A 20,599-nucleotide genomic window follows, 5' to 3' on the forward strand; every position below is an offset into this window, starting at 1 on the left:
GGCTAAAAGGTGTTCAAATTGGGTTTAAAGTGAGGAATGCAAAAGTTGTTTTTGCTTTTTTTATTGACTGGCGGGTGAGTTGAAATGCACAAATACTCAGTTGCGTTCCGGATTGAGGGGAGATTTTTGATTCCATCAGAGGTTACTGACATATTGGGTTTACAGCCATCTCATGTGCGTGTGCATCCTTCGGGCGAAAATTATAATGGACGTAATTCAATCTGGTCTTACGGAGGCTCTGCATCACAAATCGAGTGGGATTCGCTGGAAGATGGGCTCCTTCATGTACTTGGAGAGCTTTTCGTAAAGAAAGATTTAATCGATTTAAAATTTACGGAATGTAAAAAATATTGGTGGTGTGGTCATTTCCAGCAAAGCTTTGACGGTGGACCAAGATTTTCACCTGAGCTGTTTAGAAAACTTGCTGATTTTGGCGCACCGCTTTTTTTGGATAATTACTTTTCTGATGATGATTAATCGTATTATTGCCGTGTCGGTGCCAGGACGTACATCGTCATTTATTATGCTTGAAGTGCGCACTGATCGAAATTCATTGTTGAAAAGTTTGCTAGATTTGAAAACCCAGATAAGCCAGACTGGATAAGAGTGTCTTGCAGATGCTTAAAATGGCGAGTTGTTTTGGTTCAATAAAGCAGGGAAATTTCATGGAAACACACCCAATTTTATTTTGGTCCTTACTAATTATTTCATTTGCTGTAAGCACAAAAATTTCCATTAATCTTTTGAGAAGACCGGGGCAAATTTGGGGGAAGGTGATATTGGTATACATTGCAGTAATTCCTTTTTTTGGTCCAATATTTTTTGCGTTTATTGATGCTCCGCCAATTTTGCCAGAATCAGAGAAGGGCAAGCAGATTCCAAAAGGAACGGAAATTTATCCTAGTTTTGATCCTTTGGTTGATGGTGTAAAAAACATTATTGATAATAAAAAGAATCGCGAGTTCAAATAAGAGGTGCAACAGAAGCTAAATGAGTTTGAGTTTCGAACGTCTATAGCGTAATGCCGGAATGCCATTGAAAGTTGGATTCCATTTTGTTAATAATTGGGAAATGTGGGCTATCGGAGTCGGCATCCAGTCCATAAAACCCCAAAATATTTCCCCCAAAGGGCTTTTTATTTTCAGATTACCCGTGCTATACTCTCGTTTTTCGCGGCTGTAGCTCAGCTGGATAGAGTACTTGGCTACGAACCAAGGGGTCGTGGGTTCGATTCCTGCCAGCCGCACCAGATTTAAAGGGACTAGATGAAAATCTAGTCCCTTTTGTCTTTCTGGTGTTGAAATATCCTTCGGAATGGCTAGGGCGTGTGGTCGTTGGCCATGTGTTCGACGCCGTTATGGCTACTGCTGTGTCAGCTTGCCAGTATCAGTTGTCGTATATTCCAGCCTTCCGGGGCGTCCTGGTTGACGGCGCTGCGTTTGATGTCGGGGCCTGGCGTTTGCTCAGTCATGGATGCGATTAATCTTTGTAATTGCATCTGATCAGGCAACACTGTTCCGAGGAAGATGACCTGATCGCGGTATTGAATCAGGATGGTAGGGAAGTCCTGAATATCCACTTCATCCACCAGATGGGCCTGGTCCTCGATATCTATCCAGGCGAAGCATTTATCAGCATGCTGCTGTGCCAGGCTGTCAAAAGCCGTGCGATAGGTATTGCAGGTGTCGCACCAGGCAGCGCACAGGCAGGCGATGAGCCAGTCCTTGTTTGCCAGTTCTGCCTTGATGGAGGGGATGTGTTCGGTATTCGTGATTGCATTCATATGACAATTTTAACCGAACTGGGCGATCGGGTGCGGCTGGCAAAAGCCAGCCTTGAATTGAATGGAACACGGTAAAATACGGGCATGACTATTTTATTAGCAATTGAAACTTCTACTGAATTGGCGACGGCAGCTGTGTTGGTTGACGGTCGCCTGTATCTGCGCGAGCTTTCTGGTGTACAAACGCATTCTCAGGGTATTTTGCCTGCCATCCAGGCTTTGTTGAAAGAAGCTGGCGTTGCCTTGCAGGATTGTGCTGCCATTGCCTTTGGGTGTGGGCCTGGCGCATTCACCGGCATACGCACGGCTTGTGGCATTGTGCAGGGGCTGGCGTATGGTGCAGATTTGCCGGTTTTGCCGGTGGTCAGTCTGCTGGCGATGGCAGAAGCTGCCAGAGGTGAAAAAAACTTTGCCGAATTTGTTTGCATACTGGATGCGCGCATGAATGAAGTCTATTGGGCGCAATATCGCTTTATCGACAATGGCTGGGAAGTCGTATCGGCACCAGCGCTGGCGCGTCTTGATGATGTCTTTCCACTGGTTAGTTTTGCGGCTCCTGCCTATGTACTTGGTCATGGGGTTGTTTTGCCGGAAGCGATTGCTGTCGGTGCAGACAGCCAGGTGTGCATGCCGCATGCAGCCCAGGTCGCAACACTGGGGCTTATTGCATTGCAGGCAGGCTTGCAATTGCCGCCCGAGCAGGCGCAACCTCTGTATTTGCGAAACAAAATTGCACTGACCACGGCCGAGCGGGAACTGGCCAAAGCGCTGGGCTGAGAGATTGTGAGAGTGATGAATTTGACGCCCGCCTTACACGCATTAAACACCTTACCTGCTTTGTGCAAGCTCGGTTATGCCGATATAGATAGAATACTGACTATAGAAGAGCGGGTGTACACCCATCCGTGGACGCGGGGTAATTTTACCGATTCGCTGTTGAGCGGCTATGAAGCCTATGGCTTTCGCGATGCAGAGCAGGAATTGTTTGCCTATTTTGTGGTGATGCCAATTGTGGATGAATTGCATCTCTTGAATTTTGCTGTGGACTTGCCGCATCAGGGGCAAGGCAAGGGTAAGTTATTACTCGATAAATTGTTCGATTATGCGAATGAACGCCACTATGTATCCATCTTGCTGGAAGTCAGGCGCAGCAACGCGCGTGCTATCTCTGTGTATGAAAGCGCGGGCTTTGCCGCCATTGGTGTGCGCAAGGGCTATTACCCAGCGCAGGATGAGCAGCGAGAAGATGCCATCGTCATGCGGAGGGCTTGCTGATGTCAGTATCTGATCAACATCGTCATAGTATGTTGCAGGAACTGGGGATAGGCCCTGTCTGGCAGTTGCGACACAATGCTGATGTACCAGCGGATGCGCCGACACCTGTTGTGGCGCGTTTGCCGCTTGATGTAGCCGGCGTTAAACCACGACAAGCAGCAGTTGTTGAACTGAGTATGCCTCCAGCCGTGGATCCAGTTGAATCTGTAGTCAGTGAGCGGCAAGTGTTACAGCAAGCTGTCACGCCAGAACCTGTGGAGCAGCAAACGCGCCCGCAGATATTGCCGCCAGAAGACGTAATACCGCTGCAACCGGCAGCGCAGGTAGAAGCAAAACCAGTGATAGCGCCAGTAACAGTGCCAGAAGCAGCGCCAGAAGCTGATGCAGACACCTTGTCGGTATCCACTATGTCCTGGGAGGTATTGCAGCCGCTTGTTGAAACCTGTCGTGCCTGCGGCCTGTGCAAGGGCAGGTCAAAGTCGGTGTTCGGTACTGGTGATCGTCATGCCAAATGGTTGTTCGTTGGCGAGGGGCCTGGCTACAATGAAAACCTGCAAGGCTTGCCTTTTGTTGGAGCTGCCGGGCAATTGCTCGACAATATGCTGAAAGCGCTGGGGTTGGCGCGTGGTGATCAGACGTATATTGCGAATATCGTCAAATGCCGCCCAACCGATGAAAACGGCAAGGACAGGCCACCCACTGCCGATGAAATCGCTGCCTGCCTGCCCTATCTGCACAGACAGATTGCACTGATACAGCCGCAAGTGATCGTCGCTTTGGGCAAGACGGCAGCGGTATCGCTGTTGGGCATGGATCTGGAAACGCCGGTAGGGCAGCTCAGGGGCAGGTTGCATCACTTCAATGATATCCCGCTGGTGGTGACTTATCATCCGGCTTATTTGTTGCGCAAGCCAGCAGATAAAAGCAAGGCATGGGTGGATTTGTGTATGGCTATGCAAGCCATGCCTGCCGCCTGATATACAAACCACACATGGATAGCTATCAGGCTGATTTCCATCAACAGTGGCAACATTTGCACAACCCCCATGTGCGTGCGCTGGCCTGGATGCTGACAGCTCCAGGCTTGCTGGATGCGCAGTCACCCCTATGGCATGGGGCCATCGCCCAGCCGCCAGTGAATGATGCGGCTAACTTGCAGCAGTGGTTGCAAGCACTGGATCATGATCCGGCTGCTTTGCTGGCATTGCTGGGCCGGCATTCGCATCGCCGGCTGGGTCTGTATGCTGAAACCCTGTTTGAGTTTTATCTGCAAGCCCATGGCTTGCTGCATGCGCATGGCTTGCAGGTGCATAACAAGGGGGCCAATACCATAGGTGAATTTGATTTCTTGTTACAGATGAATGGCTGCTTGCTGCATCTGGAACTGGCAACCAAGTTTTATCTGTTTCACATGACGGATGCTGCCATGACGGCGGGCAAGCCAGCGGTTTTGCATGATTTTTTGGGGCCGAACCTGGCGGATAGCCTGGGCGCAAAAATCAGCAAGATTATTGATCAGCAATTACAGTTGTCGCATCACCCACTGGCGCAGCCTTTGTTGCCGCAGACGGTGACTGCCGCGCAGGCACTGGTACTTGGTTGGTTGTTTTACCGGGAGCAAGGTTTGCCGCATCAACAAGCTAGCTTGCCAGGCTTGAACGCCAGCCATTGCCGTGGTTTGATCTGGACGCGAGAAGAATTGCTGTCGCTGGATTTTAATCAGGCACTGATACTGGACAGGCTGGATTGGCTGGCACCAGCGCAGGTATCGCCAGGTCAGACGCAGGATAAAGCCCAGGTAGTGGCGGCGATTCAAGACAGTTTTAGCCTGACTCAAACGCCTGTCATGCTGGCCCTGATGCAGGAAAATGAAGGGCTGATGCAGGAATGCCGGCGTGGCATGGTTGTGCCAGCCAATTGGTTTATGCGGGCTGCGGAAATCAAACGACCCTGAAGGTGACGCGCCGCGCAGGCGCGTCGTATAGCGGAAATCAGTGCTTGTGTTCACCTATCAGCGCGAGCGAATCAAATTCACGCTGGTTGGCTGCATGCTTGCGCATCACCAGATACATGGTGCTGGCAACGAACATGCCAAACAGGACGATCACCACCAAAATATCCAGGTTCAGCGATACCATCAGCGCATACAACGCCAGCATGGTCAGTACCGACAGGTTTTCATTGAAGTTTTGTACTGCGATGGAATGCCCGGCGCTCATCAGCACATGGCCGCGATGTTGTAGCAGGGCATTCATGGGAACCACGAAATAACCGGCCAGCGCGCCTACCAGTATCAGCAGGGGATAGGCAATCCAGACGCTATGTACGAACACCATGGTGGTCACGACCAGACCCATGGCTACACCCAGTGGCATGACGCTCAATGATTTTTTCAGAGGTACAAAGCGGGCTGCAGCTACAGCACCCAGAGCGATGCCGACCGCCACCACGCCTTGTAGGATGGCAGCTCTGTCGAGTTGCATATTCAGGGATCTTTCCGCCCATTTCAGGACGATAAATTGCAGTGTTGCGCCAGCTCCCCAGAACAGCGTGGTGACCGCCAGTGATATCTGACCCAGCTTGTCTTTCCACAAAACCGTAAAGCAGCCGGCAAAATCGACGATCAGTTTGACGGGGTTGCGTTGCTGGTGTTCGTAGCGTGCGCCAGTATCCGGAATCCGCATGTTAAACAAGGCGGCCAATCCATAACAGGCGGTGATGACGCACAATGCAGCTTCAGATGGTGTTGTGATATTAAAATCAAGGATGGGGAAGTCAAAGTGCAGCAGTGCTGCAGATACTCGCGGGTTCACCAGTGCACCACCCAATACCGTACCAAGGATGATGGATGATACCGTCAGCCCCTCTATCCAGCCATTCGCAGCGACCAGTTTTTCTGGTGGCAGCAATTCAGTCAGGATACCGTATTTGGCAGGTGAATAGGCTGCAGCGCCAAAGCCCACGACCGCATACGCGAGCAAAGGATGGACGTGGAAGAACATCAGTGCGCAGCCACCGACCTTGATCATATTGGTCATCAGCATGACCTTGCCCTTGGGCAGCGAATCTGCAAAAGCGCCAACAAAAGCAGCCAGCAAAACGTAAGACAAAACAAAAAATAACTTCAACAGCGGCGGCATCCATCCTGGGGAGTGCATGGAGGCCAGCAAAGCCATTGCGGCTATCAGTAAGGCATTGTCGGCCAGTGATGAAAAAAACTGTGCCGCCATGATGGTGTAAAAACCGCTCTTCATGCTTTATTCATGCTTTATATCTACCTGCTACAAAATGTCACTGGCAGCTTTATACCATGAAAATTGCAGGAAATTTGTGAAATAGGGCAAGCTAAATCATGGATACTGGTTAAAATATCAGTGTTTGTGTTGACATGTTTGAGCAGCATCAAACTCGGCATGTGGCTTCATCTGTCACTCTGATATGACAGTCCTACAACTTTTTAGCGTTAAAAATGGCAAAAGCAAAAACCAATTTCACTTGCACCGAATGTGGTGGTGTTGTCAATAAATGGGCTGGTCAGTGTCCGGCTTGCGGGCAGTGGAATACTCTGGTTGAAACAATCGTAGAAGCTGTTGGTAATCGCTTTTCTGCCAAACCGCAGGGGCTGGCACAATCGGCACCAGTATTGAACCTGGCTGAAATTGAAGCGATTGATGTACCGCGCTTTGGTACTGGCATTGACGAATTTGACCGGGTGCTGGGTGGTGGTCTGGTGCCGGGTGGTGTGGTCTTGATAGGTGGTGACCCGGGCATAGGTAAATCAACCCTGTTGTTGCAGGCGCTGGCGAATATGGCACGTATAAAGAAAGTGCTATATGTCAGTGGCGAAGAATCCGGCGCGCAAATTGCGTTGCGGGCCAAGCGTCTGGTGCTGGATGCCAAGGATTTGCAATTGCAGGCTGAGATACAACTGGAGAAAATCCTCAATACCCTGGCGGAACACAAGCCGCAGGTGGTGGTGATTGATTCCATACAAACCATGTATTCGGATGCACTGAGTTCTGCGCCAGGCTCGGTTGCCCAGGTGCGTGAATGTGCTGCGCAGTTGACGCGTGTCGCCAAGACCATGGATATCACCATGATACTGGTCGGTCATGTCACCAAGGAAGGTGCGCTGGCCGGACCACGTGTGCTGGAGCACATTGTTGATACGGTTTTGTATTTTGAGGGCGATACCCATTCCAGTTTTCGTCTGGTGCGGGCCATCAAGAACCGTTTTGGTGCCGTCAATGAACTGGGTGTGTTTGCCATGACAGAAAAAGGTTTGAAGGGGGTTTCCAATCCTTCAGCCCTGTTTTTATCACAACATGATACCCAGGTTGCCGGGTCTTGCGTCATGGTCACACAAGAAGGCACACGGCCTTTGCTGGTTGAGATACAGGCCCTGGTTGACAGTTCGCATGCGCCGAATGCGCGCCGCTTGTCTGTGGGACTGGAGCAAAATCGTCTGGCCATGTTGCTGGCGGTGTTGCACAGGCATGCTGGCGTGGCGGCCTTTGATCAGGATGTCTTCATCAATGCTGTTGGCGGCGTCAAGATTGCCGAACCTGCTGCCGATCTGGCGGTGCTGCTGGCGATTAATTCTTCCATGCGTAACAAACCCTTGCCACGCGGGCTGGTGGTGTTTGGTGAGGTTGGTCTGGCTGGTGAGATACGGCCAGCACCACGCGGGCAGGAACGTTTGCGTGAAGCAGCCAAACTGGGCTTTTCCATTGCCATGATACCCAAGTCGAATGCGCCCAAACAGAAAATAGAAGGTTTGACGATTATCGGTGTCGACCGTATTGAAGAGGCGTTGACCAAGATAAGGGAAGTTGATGATGCAAGCTAGGTTGCGCTAAGTTGCACTAAGTTACGCTAAGTAGAGTTACCTGGATTTCAGAAATGCCAGTGCCGCCTTGCTGGCCGCAACGCCGCTACGCACTGCGCCTTCCAGCGTCGCAGGATAATCACCTTTGGTGTAATCACCTGCCAGAAACAGGCCGGGGCTGGATGTCTGATTGTCTGGCCGTTCCAGTCCAGGTGTGCAACTGAAGGTTGCGCGTTTTTCTGAAATGCATTTGTGCCACAATGGTTGCAACAGGGCGGGCATGCCGAGGCTGGTGGATAATTGCGCAGCAATGTCCTGTGCCAGTTGTTGTTGATCCATGGCGCATGCCTGTTCCGATGCGCTGACAACCACGGCCAGCAAGCCAGCTTGCTTGTCATGCAGTTGACCGCGGTCAAACACATACTGCCCCCATTTGCTTTGCATGGGGTCATCCAGCAAAGCCAGCATGGGGTGTGGCAAACGTACGGTATGCTCATATTGCAGATAGCAGGTGGTGATGGCCTCATAAGTGAAGGCGGGCATGCTGTCGGTATGACTGGGCAAGGTCTGCATCAGCCGTTCTGCATTGGTGAAATCGCTGGCCAGGATGACGGCATCAAATATTGGCAGCCTGGTCGTGTCGGTTTCGTTGTTTTTGATATCCAGCTGCCATTTGCCGTCTGCATTTTGATGCAATGCCTGTACCGCATTCCCCAGTAATACCTGGCCACCATGTTTGCTAACCATGGCCGCAGCTTTTTCGGGAAACAGGGCAGACAAATCGACCCGGGGAACCAGCATGTCGGATGCGGCGCGGCTGGCACCCAGGCTGTCACGCAGTACATTCAAAAATACCTGGGCCGATGCACGCTCTGGCGGGGTGTTCAGGGCTGCGATGCATAAGGGATTCCACATCAGGCGGCAAAGGCGCTCTGTCTGGTCAAAACGTTCCAGTAATTCACTGACGCTGCAATCTTCATGCAGACGCCAACCCATCCAGCGTGCAGTAGTGGAAAAACGTGCCAATGCCTGCTTGTCGGCAAAGCTTAGTCCCGTTGCCTTCCAAAGCGCGACCAGCATATGCAAGGGTGCTGGCAACCTGGGTGCAATGAAACACATGCCATCTTCATGCAGCGGGTAGATCATTTGCAGCGGCAGTTTCAGTAGTGCCTTATCCAGATTCACGCCAGCTTTGCGCATCAGGCGCAGGCTTTCGCGATAAGCACCCAGCAAGATGTGCTGGCCGTTGTCGAGCTGATGGCCGTGCAGGCTTACACCGCGTGCACGCCCTCCCAAATTGCGCCCGGCTTCTATTAAAGTAACGCGCACGCCTGCTTGTGCCAGTTCAACAGCAGTGGCGCAACCGGCCCAGCCGGCACCAATAATGGCTATGGATTTGGCAGATGTTTGGGTCACGCTATCAGCCACGAACGTAGGTTTTCCAGGCCAGCCACAGCTTGCGTATGGGGGTCAGTGAAATGCGCTGGTTCAGCACATGGAAGCCGTCGCGCTGGATCTCGACCAGCAGGGCACGATAAATCGCTGCCATGATCAGGCCGGTTCTTTGTGCCTTGCGGTCTTCTGGTGGCAGCAGGGCGAAAGCTTCATCGTACAGCCGTTGTGCGCGTTCATACTGGAATTGCATCAGGCTTTCAAACTGTGTGCTGTGGCGTGCGTTCAAAATATCGGCTGCGGTGACGGAAAACTGCTGCAATTCGTTGACTGGCAGATAGATCCTGCCTTTGCGCGCATCTTCGCCCACATCGCGGATAATATTGGTCATCTGGAAAGCCAGGCCAAGTTTTTCAGCAAATTCGCGCGTTTGTGGATTCTTGATGCCAAAAATACTGGCAGATAATATGCCGACTACGCCAGCCACATGCCAGCAGTATTTTTGCAGGGCGGCGAAATCCAGATAGCGGGTCTGATTCAAGTCCATTTCCATGCCATCGATGATGGCCTGCAGATGTGCGCCATCAAGCTGGTATTCCGCCATGTGCGGCAACAGGGCCTTGGTCACCGGGTGGGTAGGTTGCTGCGCCAGCATGGCCTGAACCTCTTTGCGCCACCAGCCTAGTTTGCTGCGTGCCACCATATCATCTGTGCTTTCGTCCACGACATCATCCACCTCGCGGCAAAAGGCGTACAGCGCAGTAATGGCGCGACGTCTTGCAACAGGTAAGAACAGGAAGCTGTAATAAAAGCTGGAGCCACTTTGAGCAGCTTTTTGCTGGCAATATTCGTCTGGAGACATGCTGGATGGTCTGGATTAATCGGGGGAAATCTGGTTAAAGGGAGATTGCTAAAGCCAAAAGACGTAATGCTAGCAAACTGTGGCAAAGTTCATACTTATATCTGCGTTTATCTTGAAGACGTTTACCAATCGTTTCCTGGGCCTTAGATAAATGAAAATTGGTTTAATGGTAATATGCGCCGTAACAGAATGTAATCACAATGAAGAATTGCCTCCTTTGGCAACGCTAGCTCGTATAATAGTGGGCGCATTATAGTGCGCTCCGTAATTTGGGGGCGTTGCTTTTGGAAAAATTCTATCAATCCGGACGAATATCTTGAATAAATCGAAACTTTTAGGAATTATAGCTTGCCTGGTACTTATCCTCGCTGGTTGCGGTGGCTTTGTATATACCACGGTGGGTGGTACTGTAACCGGTCTCGGTACCGGTGATGTTATTGTATTGAGGAACGAAGCAAATTACACAAAAAGTCTGAGTGTAGACGGCACATTTTCATTCAATGTTGCCAGCAACGGTAGCTATGCCATTACTGTCCTGACACAGCCGAATACTGTGAACTGTACTGTAGTTAACGGCACAGGCAAAATGACCAGTGAGGCTGCGGTCAATAATATTGTCGTTACTTGCGTCCCGAACGTTCCTATCGGCGGAACTTTGAGTGGCCTGGCAGATAGTACTTCTTTGGTTCTGGTAAATAATAGTGCAGGTACGACTGCGACGGTTGCTGCGAATGGAACTTTCTTGTTCCCTAATTATGTTGTGAACGGTAATGCTTATGCGATTGCTGTTGGTGTCCCCCCTGCGGCGCAATACTGTACTGTTGCCAATGGTACAGGTACTGCCAACATCCTTAACCCGGCGGCTGCATTGACGTCTGTCGTAACATGTGTGCCTGCGGTGCCAGTCAAATTTACTGTCACGGGCCTGACAGCGGGTACGATATTGACCATGGCCAATACGGCGAATGCCTTTGCTGATAAATTCTCGGTCACAGTTGATGGTACATATGGCTTTAACTGGAGTCTGCTCAGCGGTACGTCTTATGTTGCAACAGTGGATACCCAACCTAGCGGCCAGACCTGTACGGTAGCCAATGGTACGGGTGTTGTTGATATCAATAATGCTGCTGCCTCCACTAATATCACGGTTACTTGCGCCAAGAGCTGATCATGTACCTGCACTGCCAGTGCAGGTTTTGATGAACTGCAGTAAATGAAAAACAGCCATGGGTGACCATGGCTGTTTTTTTATGTCATAGCTGTGGAGTCGGAAATGAGAAGGGGGCAGGCTGCTGCGCTTAGTGCCTGGCGCGAATATTTAGGGAGGTGCGTTGTTGTAACGGCTTTGGGCTACAGTTCTTCCAGTCGACCCAAGTTGTTGAAGTAGAAAATGCCTTCATGTTTGAAGCCCCATTTGCCGCCTTTTAGACGTATAAACGGTTCAAAGCTGAAAAATGGTACTTCACCCAGTTCTATCTTGTTGTCTGAGTGTATGTATTCACGGTCATCTTTGTTGGTAACGATGCTGTGACCCACGTTATTGCGATAATCCAGATTCACAAAACCATTTTGGCGTATGCGCAGGTTGGCCCAGTCAAATAACTGGCCGAAAGTAGTTTTCGGTGTCACCATTTCAGGCATTTGTGCGTGCAAGTGCTTCAGGAAGCTCAAGCCGTTGCGAAATTCCAGCATTTTGGGCGCATGGGTGACCTTGCCGTGTTCTACCGGGAAAGAGCGGGCACAATCGCCCCAGTATTGTTCATTGGTGGGGCTAAGATCAACGGTGATCAGATTAGCGTTGCCAACAGGTTCAGTGCCAGGCTGGTAATCGCGACCAGAAATCGAGACACAACTGCGTGACCCCAGTAAAACCAGTGCCGGACACTGGTGATACCAGGTGTCGGCATAGCCGCATTCACACAACATGGCATAGGCCTTGTCGGCAATGCTTTGTTCGGTATCTTTGGCGGTAATTACATCGGCCAGACGTTCCAGTACCGCCTTGGCGGCAGCCTGGACTACACGGTGTTGCTCAATTTGTGTTTCGGTCGGCATGATGGCTTTGATGGTGAACAATCTGTTTACTCGGTCTTATTGCTGTGGTTTGCGATGGTGGTCACTGGCATCATCGTTATCTGCATTGCTGTCTGTATCAGTATTACTACCATCGTCATCTGCCTTGTCACTGGTGCCCGGGGTAATTGCCCTGACACCGGCACGTGTCACATCTACTGCCGTACCTACCACTGCGCTGCCAACTTTGACCGTGGTCGATACTGCTGCATCGGCAATGGCGATGACAGTACAGCCATTTAAGGAAAGCAGGCAAAGCAGCAGCGCACTGCGGTATATGTAGGTTGGCAAAACTGGCTCCGGTTTTCGGTAGAAGGAAGATTCAGCGCTCAAGGCAGCAATGCATGCATGAAAATGGTTGTGACTAGCGATTCACTACTATTCGTATCATGCTTAGTGCATGCAGATTATTTTAAGTTCATTCTGCAATAACTACTATGTCTATCCGTATAAATTCGGATTGATTTGTTACCAATCGTTGCGTTTGTTTACATCTGCAAGAAAAAGCTGTTTAGATATGTGTATCGGACAACTGATGTCGTACATGTGCTCAGCACGTATCTTACATGTGACAGGCGCGCCATATCAGCCTTATCCAGTCTGTTTTGCCCAGTTTGGGGCGCTGATAAAATACATCGTATTGCACTTGCTCGATTTTTTCCAGGATGCGCATGCCACCCTGTACAACCAGCCGCAGTTCCCAGCCCAGCCGGCCTGGTAATCGTTTCGCCAGGTTGCTGCCGGACAGCATCATGTTTCTGGCGCGGGCAATCTGGAAGCGCATGAGATTGCGCCAATCTTCATTCAACACGCCGTTGGCAATCTGTTGTTCGGCAATGCCAAAGCGGCTGAGATCATCCTGCGGCAGGTAGATCCGTTTTTTTTGCCAGTCTATGGCAACGTCTTGCCAAAAATTGATGATTTGCAGTGCACTGCAAATGGCGTCCGAATCGCGCAGGTTGTCTGCGCTGGCTTCGCCATACAGATGCAGCATTAGTGTGCCTACCGGATTAGCGGAGCGTGCGCAATAATCCAGCAGGCTCGGGAAATCGGTATAGCGTGTCGTGACCACATCCTGCTTAAAGGCTGACAACAAGTCACGAAAGCAATGCAGTGGCAGGTTATATTTGTGTATCACCCCGGCCAGTGCCTTGAATAGTGGCGATTCGCTGCTACTATTTTTCTCTATGCCATCAAGTTCGGCTTCATAGCTTGCTAGCTGACGCAGTCTTTCTTCAGCACTGGCATCTCCTTCATCCGCAATATCATCTGCACTGCGGGCAAAGGCATAGATCACGTTTACTGCGGGCCGTAACCTGGCTGGTAAGAGCAGGGAAGCAACAGGGAAGTTTTCGTAATGTTTGGAGGGCTGGGTAGGGGCAGCAGGCATATTTGGTTGCGGTTGATTCATATTGTGTGCCCAATATGCCTTAATTTTGGGCGATACATAGGCAAAAATTCAATAAAAAGCTTAATGACTGAAAAGTCATTGGCAAAAACAGGATGCTTCACTATAATTACTAACCGTAAAGTCATTTATTCGATGATAGCAGAAAAATATTTTAAAAAATCAATTCTTGTCTGAACCCTGCAAGATTCGTCGTCTTAAGTTTCTACTCGTATCATCCCGGCTTGGAAAGCCTGCATAGTAAAGGAAAACTCCTGTGTTAATACCAGAAACTACCAATCATTCTCAGGCGCGGCAGTTGGCTGGCAGGCGCGTTGTCACTTACGCCTTCGCCCTTGCTTCTGCGACCTTGTTGCTGGCTTGTTCCAAACCTGCTGAAAAAACCGAAGATATTCGTCCGGTGCGGACGATTACCCTGGCATCCAGCAATGTCGACATCAATTCCGAATTGCCGGGTGAAGTCAGGCCACGTATCGAATCGCGTCTGGGCTTTCGAGTTGCCGGCAAAATCGTTTCGCGCAAGGTTGATGTCGGTGCTGAGGTCAAACGTGGTCAGTTGCTGATGCAGCTTGATCCGCAAGATCTGGCGTTGGCCCAGATGCAGGCCAAAGCCGGATTGGCAGCAGCAGAAAGTAATCGTGACCTGGCATTGGCAGAACTGAAGCGCTATCAGGACCTGCGTTCCAAGAATTTTGTTGCTGCTTCCGTGCTGGACGGCAAAGAAGTGGCCGCCAAATCTGCCCAGTCCAGCTATGAACAGGCTCTGGCCGCCTATAAAAACCAGGCCAACCAGTCTGGCTACACCAGTCTGGTAGCAGATGTGGATGGTGTCGTTACCGGTCTGGATGCGGAAGTGGGTCAAGTTGTGTCTGCTGGCACTGCGGTAGTCCGGGTAGCCCAAACTGGTGATCTGGATGTAGTTGTCGGCATCCCTGAAGACAAGATCAACTCCATTCGTCAGATGACAGATGTGAATGTGCGACTGTGGGCCAATCCGGGTCAGGATATTCCTGCCAAGCTGCGAGAACTGTCCCCAATTGCTGATCCGGTTACCCGTACCTTTACAGCCAAGGTTAGTCTGGGTGGAGATGTCAAGAATGTGCAATTGGGCATGACTGCCTTTGTCAGTTTCAATGCAAAAAATCCCAACAGCGCGATCAAGGTGCCGCTGACCGCCATGTTTCAGGAAAAGAACGCATCTTCAGTATGGGTGGTCGAATCTGGCGTGGTCAGGCTGGTGCCGGTACAGGTCGCCGGTTCGTCTGGTGAGGAAATCTTGCTCTCCGGTGGTGTCAAGCCGGGCCAGGTGGTGGTGACTGCAGGTGTCAATCAACTGAAAAATGGTCAGAAAGTGACTATCCTTGGTGTCGAGACCCCGGCAACACCGCCAGCTCCTGCCAAAGTGGCTGATGCTGCTGCGGGAGCTGCCAAATGAGTGATTCTTCCCGTGGATTCAATTTATCCAGATGGGCGCTTGAGCATATACCGCTGACGCGTTACCTGATAGTTGTGCTGTTGCTGGGCGGTATACTCAGTTACAGCAAACTGGGGCAGGATGAAGATCCGCCGTTTACTTTCCGTGCCATGGTGGTCAGGGCGATCTGGCCGGGTGCCACTGCCTTGCAGATGGCGGACCAGGTGACCGACAAGCTGGAGAAAAAACTGCAGGAAACACCATATATCGACAAGATACGCAGCTATTCCAAACCAGGCGAAACGCTGATCATTCTGCAATTGCGCGAATCGACACCGCCCAAAGAAACGTCGCAATCCTGGTATCAGGTGCGCAAGAAGATAGGCGACATCAAGGCGACTTTGCCGCCAGGCGTGCAGGGGCCATTCTTCAATGATGAATTTGGTGATACCTATGGGTCTATCTTTGCCCTGTCTGGTGACGGCTTCAAGTATGAGGAAGTCAAAGAATATGCCGATTTTGTTCGTCAGCAATTCTTGCGCATTCCTTCCGTATCCAAGGTTGAGCTGTTTGGGGTGCAAGACGAAAAAATAAATATTGAATTTTCCCAGAAAAAATTCTCACAACTGGGAATCCCCTTTGACGCAGTAGTCGGGCAAATCAGTTCTCAGAACGGTATCGAGGGTACAGGTGTATTGACCACATCCAGTGATAACCTGCAAGTGCGCGTAACTGGCGCCTTGATGACGGTGAAAGACCTGGAAAGCCTGCAATTGCGCGCTAACGGGACAACTTTCCGCCTCGGCGACTTTGCCACCGTCAAGCGTGAATACAAGAACCCGCCACAAGACAAAATGCGCTTTAACGGCAAGGAAGTCGTGGGTCTTGGTATTTCCATGGAAAAGGGTGGCAATATCATTGAGCTGGGCAAAAATCTCCAGCGTGATGTTGCTATCATCAAGGCCAAACTGCCGGTTGGTATCAAGCTCGAACAGGTATCCAACCAGCCGGATGCGGTGACTTCATCCGTCGGCGAATTTATTCATACTCTGATCGAGGCCGTGGTCATCGTGTTGGCTGTCAGTTTCCTGGCGCTGGGCTTGCATACCAAGCCATTCCGCCTGGATATCTGGCCTGGTCTGGTGGTGGGTCTGACGATACCGTTAGTATTGGCGATCACCTTCCTGTTCATGCGTATTTTTGATATCGATCTGCACAAGATATCATTAGGGGCATTGATCATTGCTCTGGGTTTGCTGGTGGACGATGCCATTATCGCGGTCGAGATGATGGTCAGGAAGATGGAAGAGGGCTTTTCACGTTTTGATGCGGCGACTTTCGCCTATACCTCAACCGCGATGCCAATGCTGACCGGTACCCTTATTACGGCAGCGGGTTTCCTGCCGATTGGTCTGGCCAAGTCTGCTGCGGGTGAATACACCTTCTCCATGTTTTCGGTGAATTCATTGGCACTCATTATTTCCTGGCTGGCAGCGGTTATTTTCACGCCTTACCTTGGTTATCTGCTGTTGAAGGTGAAGCCCCATGGGGGATCAGGCGGTAGTGAGCATGAGATATTTGATTCGCCGTTTTACAGTCGTTTCCGTGCGCTGGTGAACTGGTGTGTGGAATGGCGCAAAACCACGATCATCATTACCCTGGGTGTATTTAGTCTGGGTGTGTTCGGGTTCAAGTTTATTGAACAACAATTCTTCCCTGATTCCAGTCGCCTGGAATTGATGGTTGAGCTGTGGTTGCCTGAAGGTTCATCCTTTGAAGCTACCGAAGCGCAGGCCAAGAAATTTGAAGCCTTTATCCAGAAGCAGGAAGGCGTCGACAGTGTCACCAGCTACGTTGGTACTGGTAGTCCGCGTTTCTATTTGCCTCTGGATCAGATTTTTCCACAGACTAACGTATCGCAAATTGTAGTGCTGCCCAAGGATCTGAAGACCCGGGCTGCGCTGCGCCTGAAAATTATTGATATCTTTAAAAAGGATTTTCCTGAAGTTCGTGGTCGCGTGAAGCTGTTGCCGAACGGACCGCCGGTTCCATACCCTGTGCAATTCCGTGTTTCTGGTCTGGAAGTGAATAAGGTCAGGGAAATTGCTGATCGCGTGAAAGCCGTCATGCGTGCCAACGCGAATACTGTTGGTGTGAATGATAACTGGAATGAGTCGGTGAAGGTCGTCAGGATAGATCTGGATCAGGACAAGTTGCGCATGTTGGGTATTACTTCGCAAACCGTCATGCGTGCTGCTAACACCATACTGACAGGTACGACAGTTGGGCAGTTCCGTGACGGCAATAAACTGATTGACATCGTAGTACGTCAGCCAGCAGACGAACGTTCTACTGTGGAGGCACTGAGCAACGCCAATATTCCGACATCCAGCGGTAAATATGTGCCTTTATCGCAAGTTGCACGCATTGCCCTGGTATGGGAGCCTGGCGTGGTCTGGCGTGAGGGGCGCGAATGGGCCGTCACTGTACAGTCTGACGTGGTGGATGGTATACAAGGGCCGACGGTATCCAGTCAGATTTCGCCGAAACTAGATGAAATCCGCGCCAGCCTCTTGCCAGGTTACAAGATAGAACTGGCCGGTGCGGCAGCGGATAGCGGTAAGGCGCAGGAATCGATTGCAGCTAACGTACCGTTGGTGATCTTCATCATCTTTACATTGTTGATGCTGCAATTGCATAGCTTCTCACGTGCCTTGCTGGTGTTCCTGACCGGGCCTTTAGGTGTGGCTGGTGCGGCAATGGCCTTGTTGATCTTGCAACGTCCATTTGGCTTTGTGGCCCAGCTTGGTGTGATTGCCCTGTTTGGTATGATCATCCGTAACTCGGTGATCCTGATCGACCAGATTGAGCATGATATCCGCGAGGGTGCTGCGCCGTGGGATGCGATTGTGGAATCTGCGGTTCGTCGTTTCCGCCCCATTATCCTGACGGCCGCTGCTGCCGTCCTGGCGATGATACCTTTGTCACGTTCGGTATTCTGGGGGCCAATGGCGGTTGCCATCATGGGGGGCTTGATCATTGCGACAGCACTGACCTTGCTGTTCTTGCCAGCATTGTATGCGGCGTGGTTCCGCGTCAAGAAGCCCGCGTGATCTTTGTGTAAATAGTTTCAACGAAAAAGCCCTTGTCTGTATTTATATGCAGGCAAGGGTTTTTTCGTTTGTGAACGGGCGGGCAGGGGGCTTGAAGGGTTTTTGGCTGTATTTAAAAAAATAAGGCACGGCCGAATAAAATCCAGTAGAATATCGGGCTGGAGTTGTAATGCCACATACATCAGTTTTGGGCGACGCTTGAATTTCGGGTCGCCCTTTGCTTTTGTACCGGCGGTGCAGGACATATCTCGTGTTCTGATACTTGGCCGGTTTGCAACATAAACATCCCGCGAGGATGGCGAAATTGGTAGACGCACCAGGTTTAGGTCCTGACGCCAGCAATGGTGTGGGGGTTCGAGTCCCCCTCCTCGCACCACAGAATTTTTACTATTTGGACGATTTTCATGGCAACTGCAGTCGAAACTTTAGATAAATTGGAACGCCGTTTAACGATTTCTTTCCCGATCGCTGACGTGCAATCGGAAGTTGAAAAGCGTTTGAAAGTGCGTGCACGTACAGCAAAAGCGCCTGGCTTCCGTCCTGGTAAAGTGCCGATGAAAATGGTCGCTGCCCAGTACGGCTATCAAGTCGAAACAGAAGTGCTGAACGACAAGGTCGGTCAGGCTTTCTCTGTTGCCGCCAATGAAAATAAATTGCGCGTTGCCGGCTACCCAAGCATAGAACCAAAATCCGGTGCTGATGTTGCCGAAGGCAGTTTGGCATTTGATGCCACATTTGAAATTTATCCAGAAATCACTATCGGTGATTTGTCTGTTGCTGAAGTGGAACAAGTCAAGTCTGAAGTGACTGATGTTGAAATCGACAAGACCATCGACATCCTGCGCAAACAGCGCGTGCATTTCCACGTAAAAGGTGAGCAGGGCGCGCATGGCGACGGCGGTGCAGAGCAGTCTGCACAAAGTGGCGATCGTGCTACAGTCGATTTCGTTGGCAAGATCGACGGCGTTGAATTTGATGGCGGCAAGGCAAATGACTTCAACTTCGTTCTGGGCGAGGGCCGCATGTTGCCTGAGTTTGAAACGGCGACCATCGGTTTGAAAGTTGGCGAATCCAAGACTTTCCCATTGGCTTTCCCTGAAGATTACCATGGCAAAGATGTTGCCGGTAAAACAGCGGAATTCACCATTACCTTGAAAAAGCTGGAATGGGCGCACATGCCTGAAGTAGATTCCGAATTTGCAAAAATGCTGGGCGTGGAAGATGGTGACCTGGTGAAAATGCGTACTGACATCAAAGAAAACCTGGAACGTGAAGTACGCGGTCGTGTTAAATCCAAGACCAAAGAAAGCGTCATGGACGCACTGGTCAAGGCAGTTGAATTTGATGTACCTAAGAGCCTGGTTGCCCAGGATGGCGAACGTCTGGCAGAAATGACACGCCAGGACATGGCGCAACGCGGTATGAACGTTAAAGATGTACCATTCCCTACTGAACTGTTTGCTGCTCAGGCAGAGCGTCGCGTACGTCTGGGTTTGATCCTGGCTGAACTGGTCAAGGCCAACAACCTGCAGGCAACAACTGAGCAAATCAAGGCGCAAGTTGAAGATTTCGCTCAAAGCTATGAAGACCCACAGCAAGTCGTTAAGTATTATTTTAGCGATCGCAACCGTCTGGCTGAAGTCGAAGCCCTTGTATTAGAAGAAAACGTCGTTAACTATGTCCTGGGAAAAGCGAAAGTCACAGACAAGGTTCTGCCTTTCGACGAATTGATGGGTAACAACGCACAAGCGTAAGCAAAAAGGAAATCACATGACAGGCATCATCCGTAATTCGGCACTGGACACAAATATGCTGGGCATGGTGCCTATGGTGATTGAGCAGAGCGGTAGAGGTGAGCGTGCATACGACATCTATTCCCGTCTGCTCAAGGAACGTGTGATTTTTCTGGTTGGCCCGGTGAATGACCAGGCTGCCAACCTCATCGTTGCACAATTGCTGTTTTTGGAAAGCGAAAATCCAGATAAGGATATTTCGCTTTACATCAACTCCCCAGGTGGTTCGGTATCTGCAGGTATGGCGATTTATGACACCATGCAGTTCATCAAGCCTGATGTATCGACGCTGTGTACTGGTCTGGCAGCGTCCATGGGTGCCTTTTTGCTGGCAGCCGGTGCCAAGGGCAAGCGGTTTTCTCTGCCAAATTCACGTATCATGATTCATCAGCCTCTGGGTGGTGCTCAAGGTCAGGCTTCTGATATTGAAATCCAGGCACGCGAGATTTTGTATCTGCGTGAGCGTCTGAATGGTATTCTGGCTGAAAAAACCGGTCGCAGCCTGGAGCAAATTGCCAAAGATACAGATCGTGACAATTTCATGTCTGCTGATGCAGCGGCGGAATATGGCCTGATCGATAAGGTGTTGGCACATCGCGCGTAAGCAGTATACAAAAAATAAAACGCCCGCTCCTCGTTGGTCCGGGCGTTTTTTTAT

Annotated in this window: 19 protein-coding genes and 2 tRNA genes; 14 read left to right on the top strand and 7 right to left on the bottom strand. The window is 50.6% G+C overall.

Annotation, left to right across the window (positions count from 1 at the left end; genetic code table 11):
• The first annotated feature begins 84 nt into the window (after nucleotides 1-84).
• The 3 genes from AC1RVX_RS19605 (at nucleotide 85) to AC1RVX_RS19615 (ending at nucleotide 1,249) form a co-directional block, all read left to right on the top strand.
• Nucleotides 85-477 carry a DUF4279 domain-containing protein gene (locus tag AC1RVX_RS19605; RefSeq protein ID WP_493218288.1) on the top strand — a complete coding sequence of 131 codons (393 nt, stop codon included), beginning with the start codon at nucleotides 85-87 and terminating at the stop codon, nucleotides 475-477.
• Between the two features lie 188 nt (nucleotides 478-665).
• Nucleotides 666-971, top strand: coding sequence for a hypothetical protein (locus AC1RVX_RS19610; RefSeq protein ID WP_493218289.1), 306 nt, complete (start codon nucleotides 666-668; stop codon nucleotides 969-971).
• Nucleotides 972-1,172: 201 nt separating this feature from the next.
• A tRNA-Arg gene (locus AC1RVX_RS19615) sits at nucleotides 1,173-1,249 on the top strand.
• Nucleotides 1,250-1,372: 123 nt separating this feature from the next.
• Here AC1RVX_RS19615 and AC1RVX_RS19620 read toward each other — a convergent pair.
• Nucleotides 1,373-1,783 (bottom strand): thioredoxin family protein, encoded by a 411-nt coding sequence (locus tag AC1RVX_RS19620; RefSeq protein ID WP_493218290.1) that lies wholly within the window; start codon nucleotides 1,781-1,783, stop codon nucleotides 1,373-1,375.
• A gap of 84 nt (nucleotides 1,784-1,867) precedes the next feature.
• On the opposite strand from AC1RVX_RS19620, the gene tsaB reads away from it, so the two are divergent.
• The 4 genes from tsaB to AC1RVX_RS19640 are packed head-to-tail and all read left to right on the top strand — an operon-like array spanning nucleotide 1,868 to nucleotide 5,012.
• Nucleotides 1,868-2,560: a tRNA (adenosine(37)-N6)-threonylcarbamoyltransferase complex dimerization subunit type 1 TsaB gene (gene tsaB / locus AC1RVX_RS19625; RefSeq protein WP_493218291.1), complete on the top strand. Its 693-nt coding sequence runs from the start codon at nucleotides 1,868-1,870 to the stop codon at nucleotides 2,558-2,560.
• Nucleotides 2,561-2,575: 15 nt separating this feature from the next.
• The gene (gene rimI, locus AC1RVX_RS19630) at nucleotides 2,576-3,058 is read left to right on the top strand and encodes a ribosomal protein S18-alanine N-acetyltransferase (protein WP_493218292.1); all 483 of its coding nucleotides are present in this window, start codon (nucleotides 2,576-2,578) and stop codon (nucleotides 3,056-3,058) included.
• Complete coding sequence (locus AC1RVX_RS19635) at nucleotides 3,058-4,035, top strand: uracil-DNA glycosylase (protein ID WP_493218293.1); 978 nt, start codon at nucleotides 3,058-3,060, stop codon at nucleotides 4,033-4,035. The genes rimI and AC1RVX_RS19635 overlap by 1 nt, the downstream gene beginning before the upstream one ends.
• Entirely contained in the window at nucleotides 3,990-5,012 is a 1,023-nt protein-coding gene (locus tag AC1RVX_RS19640; RefSeq protein WP_493218294.1) for a DUF1853 family protein, read from the top strand. The genes AC1RVX_RS19635 and AC1RVX_RS19640 overlap by 46 nt, the downstream gene beginning before the upstream one ends.
• 37 nt (nucleotides 5,013-5,049) lie before the next feature.
• Here AC1RVX_RS19640 and lplT read toward each other — a convergent pair whose 3' ends face one another.
• Nucleotides 5,050-6,312 carry a lysophospholipid transporter LplT gene (lplT, locus tag AC1RVX_RS19645; protein ID WP_493218295.1) on the bottom strand — a complete coding sequence of 421 codons (1,263 nt, stop codon included), beginning with the start codon at nucleotides 6,310-6,312 and terminating at the stop codon, nucleotides 5,050-5,052.
• A 215-nt stretch (nucleotides 6,313-6,527) separates the two neighbouring features.
• Here lplT and radA point away from each other — a divergent pair, with 215 nt between their 5' ends.
• On the top strand, nucleotides 6,528-7,907 hold the full coding sequence (gene radA, locus AC1RVX_RS19650) for a DNA repair protein RadA (RefSeq protein WP_493218296.1): 1,380 nt from the start codon (nucleotides 6,528-6,530) through the stop codon (nucleotides 7,905-7,907).
• A gap of 36 nt (nucleotides 7,908-7,943) precedes the next feature.
• Here the strand turns inward: radA and hpnE are convergent, their stop codons facing one another.
• Together hpnE and hpnD are read right to left on the bottom strand one after the other, a co-directional pair.
• On the bottom strand, nucleotides 7,944-9,302 hold the full coding sequence (gene hpnE, locus AC1RVX_RS19655; RefSeq protein ID WP_493218297.1) for a hydroxysqualene dehydroxylase HpnE: 1,359 nt from the start codon (nucleotides 9,300-9,302) through the stop codon (nucleotides 7,944-7,946).
• 4 nt (nucleotides 9,303-9,306) lie between these two features.
• Nucleotides 9,307-10,140 carry a presqualene diphosphate synthase HpnD gene (gene hpnD, locus AC1RVX_RS19660; RefSeq protein ID WP_493218298.1) on the bottom strand — a complete coding sequence of 278 codons (834 nt, stop codon included), beginning with the start codon at nucleotides 10,138-10,140 and terminating at the stop codon, nucleotides 9,307-9,309.
• Nucleotides 10,141-10,456: 316 nt separating this feature from the next.
• Between hpnD and AC1RVX_RS19665 the strand changes: the two genes are divergently transcribed.
• Nucleotides 10,457-11,308: a hypothetical protein gene (locus AC1RVX_RS19665; protein WP_493218299.1), complete on the top strand. Its 852-nt coding sequence runs from the start codon at nucleotides 10,457-10,459 to the stop codon at nucleotides 11,306-11,308.
• 182 nt (nucleotides 11,309-11,490) lie between these two features.
• Here the strand turns inward: AC1RVX_RS19665 and AC1RVX_RS19670 are convergent, their stop codons facing one another.
• From AC1RVX_RS19670 to hpnC, 3 genes are all read right to left on the bottom strand, one after another.
• Nucleotides 11,491-12,216, bottom strand: coding sequence for a M24 family metallopeptidase (locus AC1RVX_RS19670; protein ID WP_493218300.1), 726 nt, complete (start codon nucleotides 12,214-12,216; stop codon nucleotides 11,491-11,493).
• A 15-nt stretch (nucleotides 12,217-12,231) separates the two neighbouring features.
• Complete coding sequence (locus AC1RVX_RS19675; RefSeq protein ID WP_493218301.1) at nucleotides 12,232-12,504, bottom strand: hypothetical protein; 273 nt, start codon at nucleotides 12,502-12,504, stop codon at nucleotides 12,232-12,234.
• 271 nt (nucleotides 12,505-12,775) lie between these two features.
• Nucleotides 12,776-13,624, bottom strand: coding sequence for a squalene synthase HpnC (hpnC, locus tag AC1RVX_RS19680; RefSeq protein ID WP_493218302.1), 849 nt, complete (start codon nucleotides 13,622-13,624; stop codon nucleotides 12,776-12,778).
• Between the two features lie 253 nt (nucleotides 13,625-13,877).
• On the opposite strand from hpnC, the gene AC1RVX_RS19685 reads away from it, so the two are divergent.
• The 5 genes from AC1RVX_RS19685 (at nucleotide 13,878) to clpP (ending at nucleotide 20,545) form a co-directional block, all read left to right on the top strand.
• The gene (locus AC1RVX_RS19685; RefSeq protein WP_493218303.1) at nucleotides 13,878-15,056 is read left to right on the top strand and encodes an efflux RND transporter periplasmic adaptor subunit; all 1,179 of its coding nucleotides are present in this window, start codon (nucleotides 13,878-13,880) and stop codon (nucleotides 15,054-15,056) included.
• On the top strand, nucleotides 15,053-18,148 hold the full coding sequence (locus AC1RVX_RS19690; RefSeq protein ID WP_493218304.1) for an efflux RND transporter permease subunit: 3,096 nt from the start codon (nucleotides 15,053-15,055) through the stop codon (nucleotides 18,146-18,148). Before AC1RVX_RS19685 ends, AC1RVX_RS19690 begins: the two co-directional genes overlap by 4 nt.
• Before the next feature lie 289 nt (nucleotides 18,149-18,437).
• Nucleotides 18,438-18,524: transfer RNA gene (locus AC1RVX_RS19695), tRNA-Leu, on the top strand.
• A 28-nt stretch (nucleotides 18,525-18,552) separates the two neighbouring features.
• Nucleotides 18,553-19,902 (top strand): trigger factor, encoded by a 1,350-nt coding sequence (gene tig / locus AC1RVX_RS19700; RefSeq protein ID WP_493218305.1) that lies wholly within the window; start codon nucleotides 18,553-18,555, stop codon nucleotides 19,900-19,902.
• Nucleotides 19,903-19,918: 16 nt separating this feature from the next.
• Nucleotides 19,919-20,545 (top strand): ATP-dependent Clp endopeptidase proteolytic subunit ClpP, encoded by a 627-nt coding sequence (gene clpP, locus AC1RVX_RS19705; protein ID WP_305258513.1) that lies wholly within the window; start codon nucleotides 19,919-19,921, stop codon nucleotides 20,543-20,545.
• Nucleotides 20,546-20,599: the final 54 nt, after the last annotated feature.

The sequence above is a fragment of the Undibacterium sp. GW821-FHT11B02 genome (assembly GCF_058808955.1).

Coding starts and splice junctions, on each gene's coding strand:
- tig (WP_493218305.1), top strand. CDS start 18,553: ATGGCAACTGCAGTCGAAACTTTAGATAAATTGGAACGCCGTTTAACG.
- clpP (WP_305258513.1), top strand. CDS start 19,919: ATGACAGGCATCATCCGTAATTCGGCACTGGACACAAATATGCTGGGC.
- AC1RVX_RS19690 (WP_493218304.1), top strand. CDS start 15,053: ATGAGTGATTCTTCCCGTGGATTCAATTTATCCAGATGGGCGCTTGAG.
- hpnC (WP_493218302.1), bottom strand. CDS start 13,624: ATGAATCAACCGCAACCAAATATGCCTGCTGCCCCTACCCAGCCCTCC.
- AC1RVX_RS19640 (WP_493218294.1), top strand. CDS start 3,990: ATGGGTGGATTTGTGTATGGCTATGCAAGCCATGCCTGCCGCCTGATA.
- AC1RVX_RS19605 (WP_493218288.1), top strand. CDS start 85: ATGCACAAATACTCAGTTGCGTTCCGGATTGAGGGGAGATTTTTGATT.
- tsaB (WP_493218291.1), top strand. CDS start 1,868: ATGACTATTTTATTAGCAATTGAAACTTCTACTGAATTGGCGACGGCA.
- rimI (WP_493218292.1), top strand. CDS start 2,576: ATGAATTTGACGCCCGCCTTACACGCATTAAACACCTTACCTGCTTTG.
- radA (WP_493218296.1), top strand. CDS start 6,528: ATGGCAAAAGCAAAAACCAATTTCACTTGCACCGAATGTGGTGGTGTT.
- lplT (WP_493218295.1), bottom strand. CDS start 6,312: ATGAAGAGCGGTTTTTACACCATCATGGCGGCACAGTTTTTTTCATCA.
- AC1RVX_RS19610 (WP_493218289.1), top strand. CDS start 666: ATGGAAACACACCCAATTTTATTTTGGTCCTTACTAATTATTTCATTT.
- hpnD (WP_493218298.1), bottom strand. CDS start 10,140: ATGTCTCCAGACGAATATTGCCAGCAAAAAGCTGCTCAAAGTGGCTCC.
- AC1RVX_RS19635 (WP_493218293.1), top strand. CDS start 3,058: ATGTCAGTATCTGATCAACATCGTCATAGTATGTTGCAGGAACTGGGG.
- AC1RVX_RS19620 (WP_493218290.1), bottom strand. CDS start 1,783: ATGAATGCAATCACGAATACCGAACACATCCCCTCCATCAAGGCAGAA.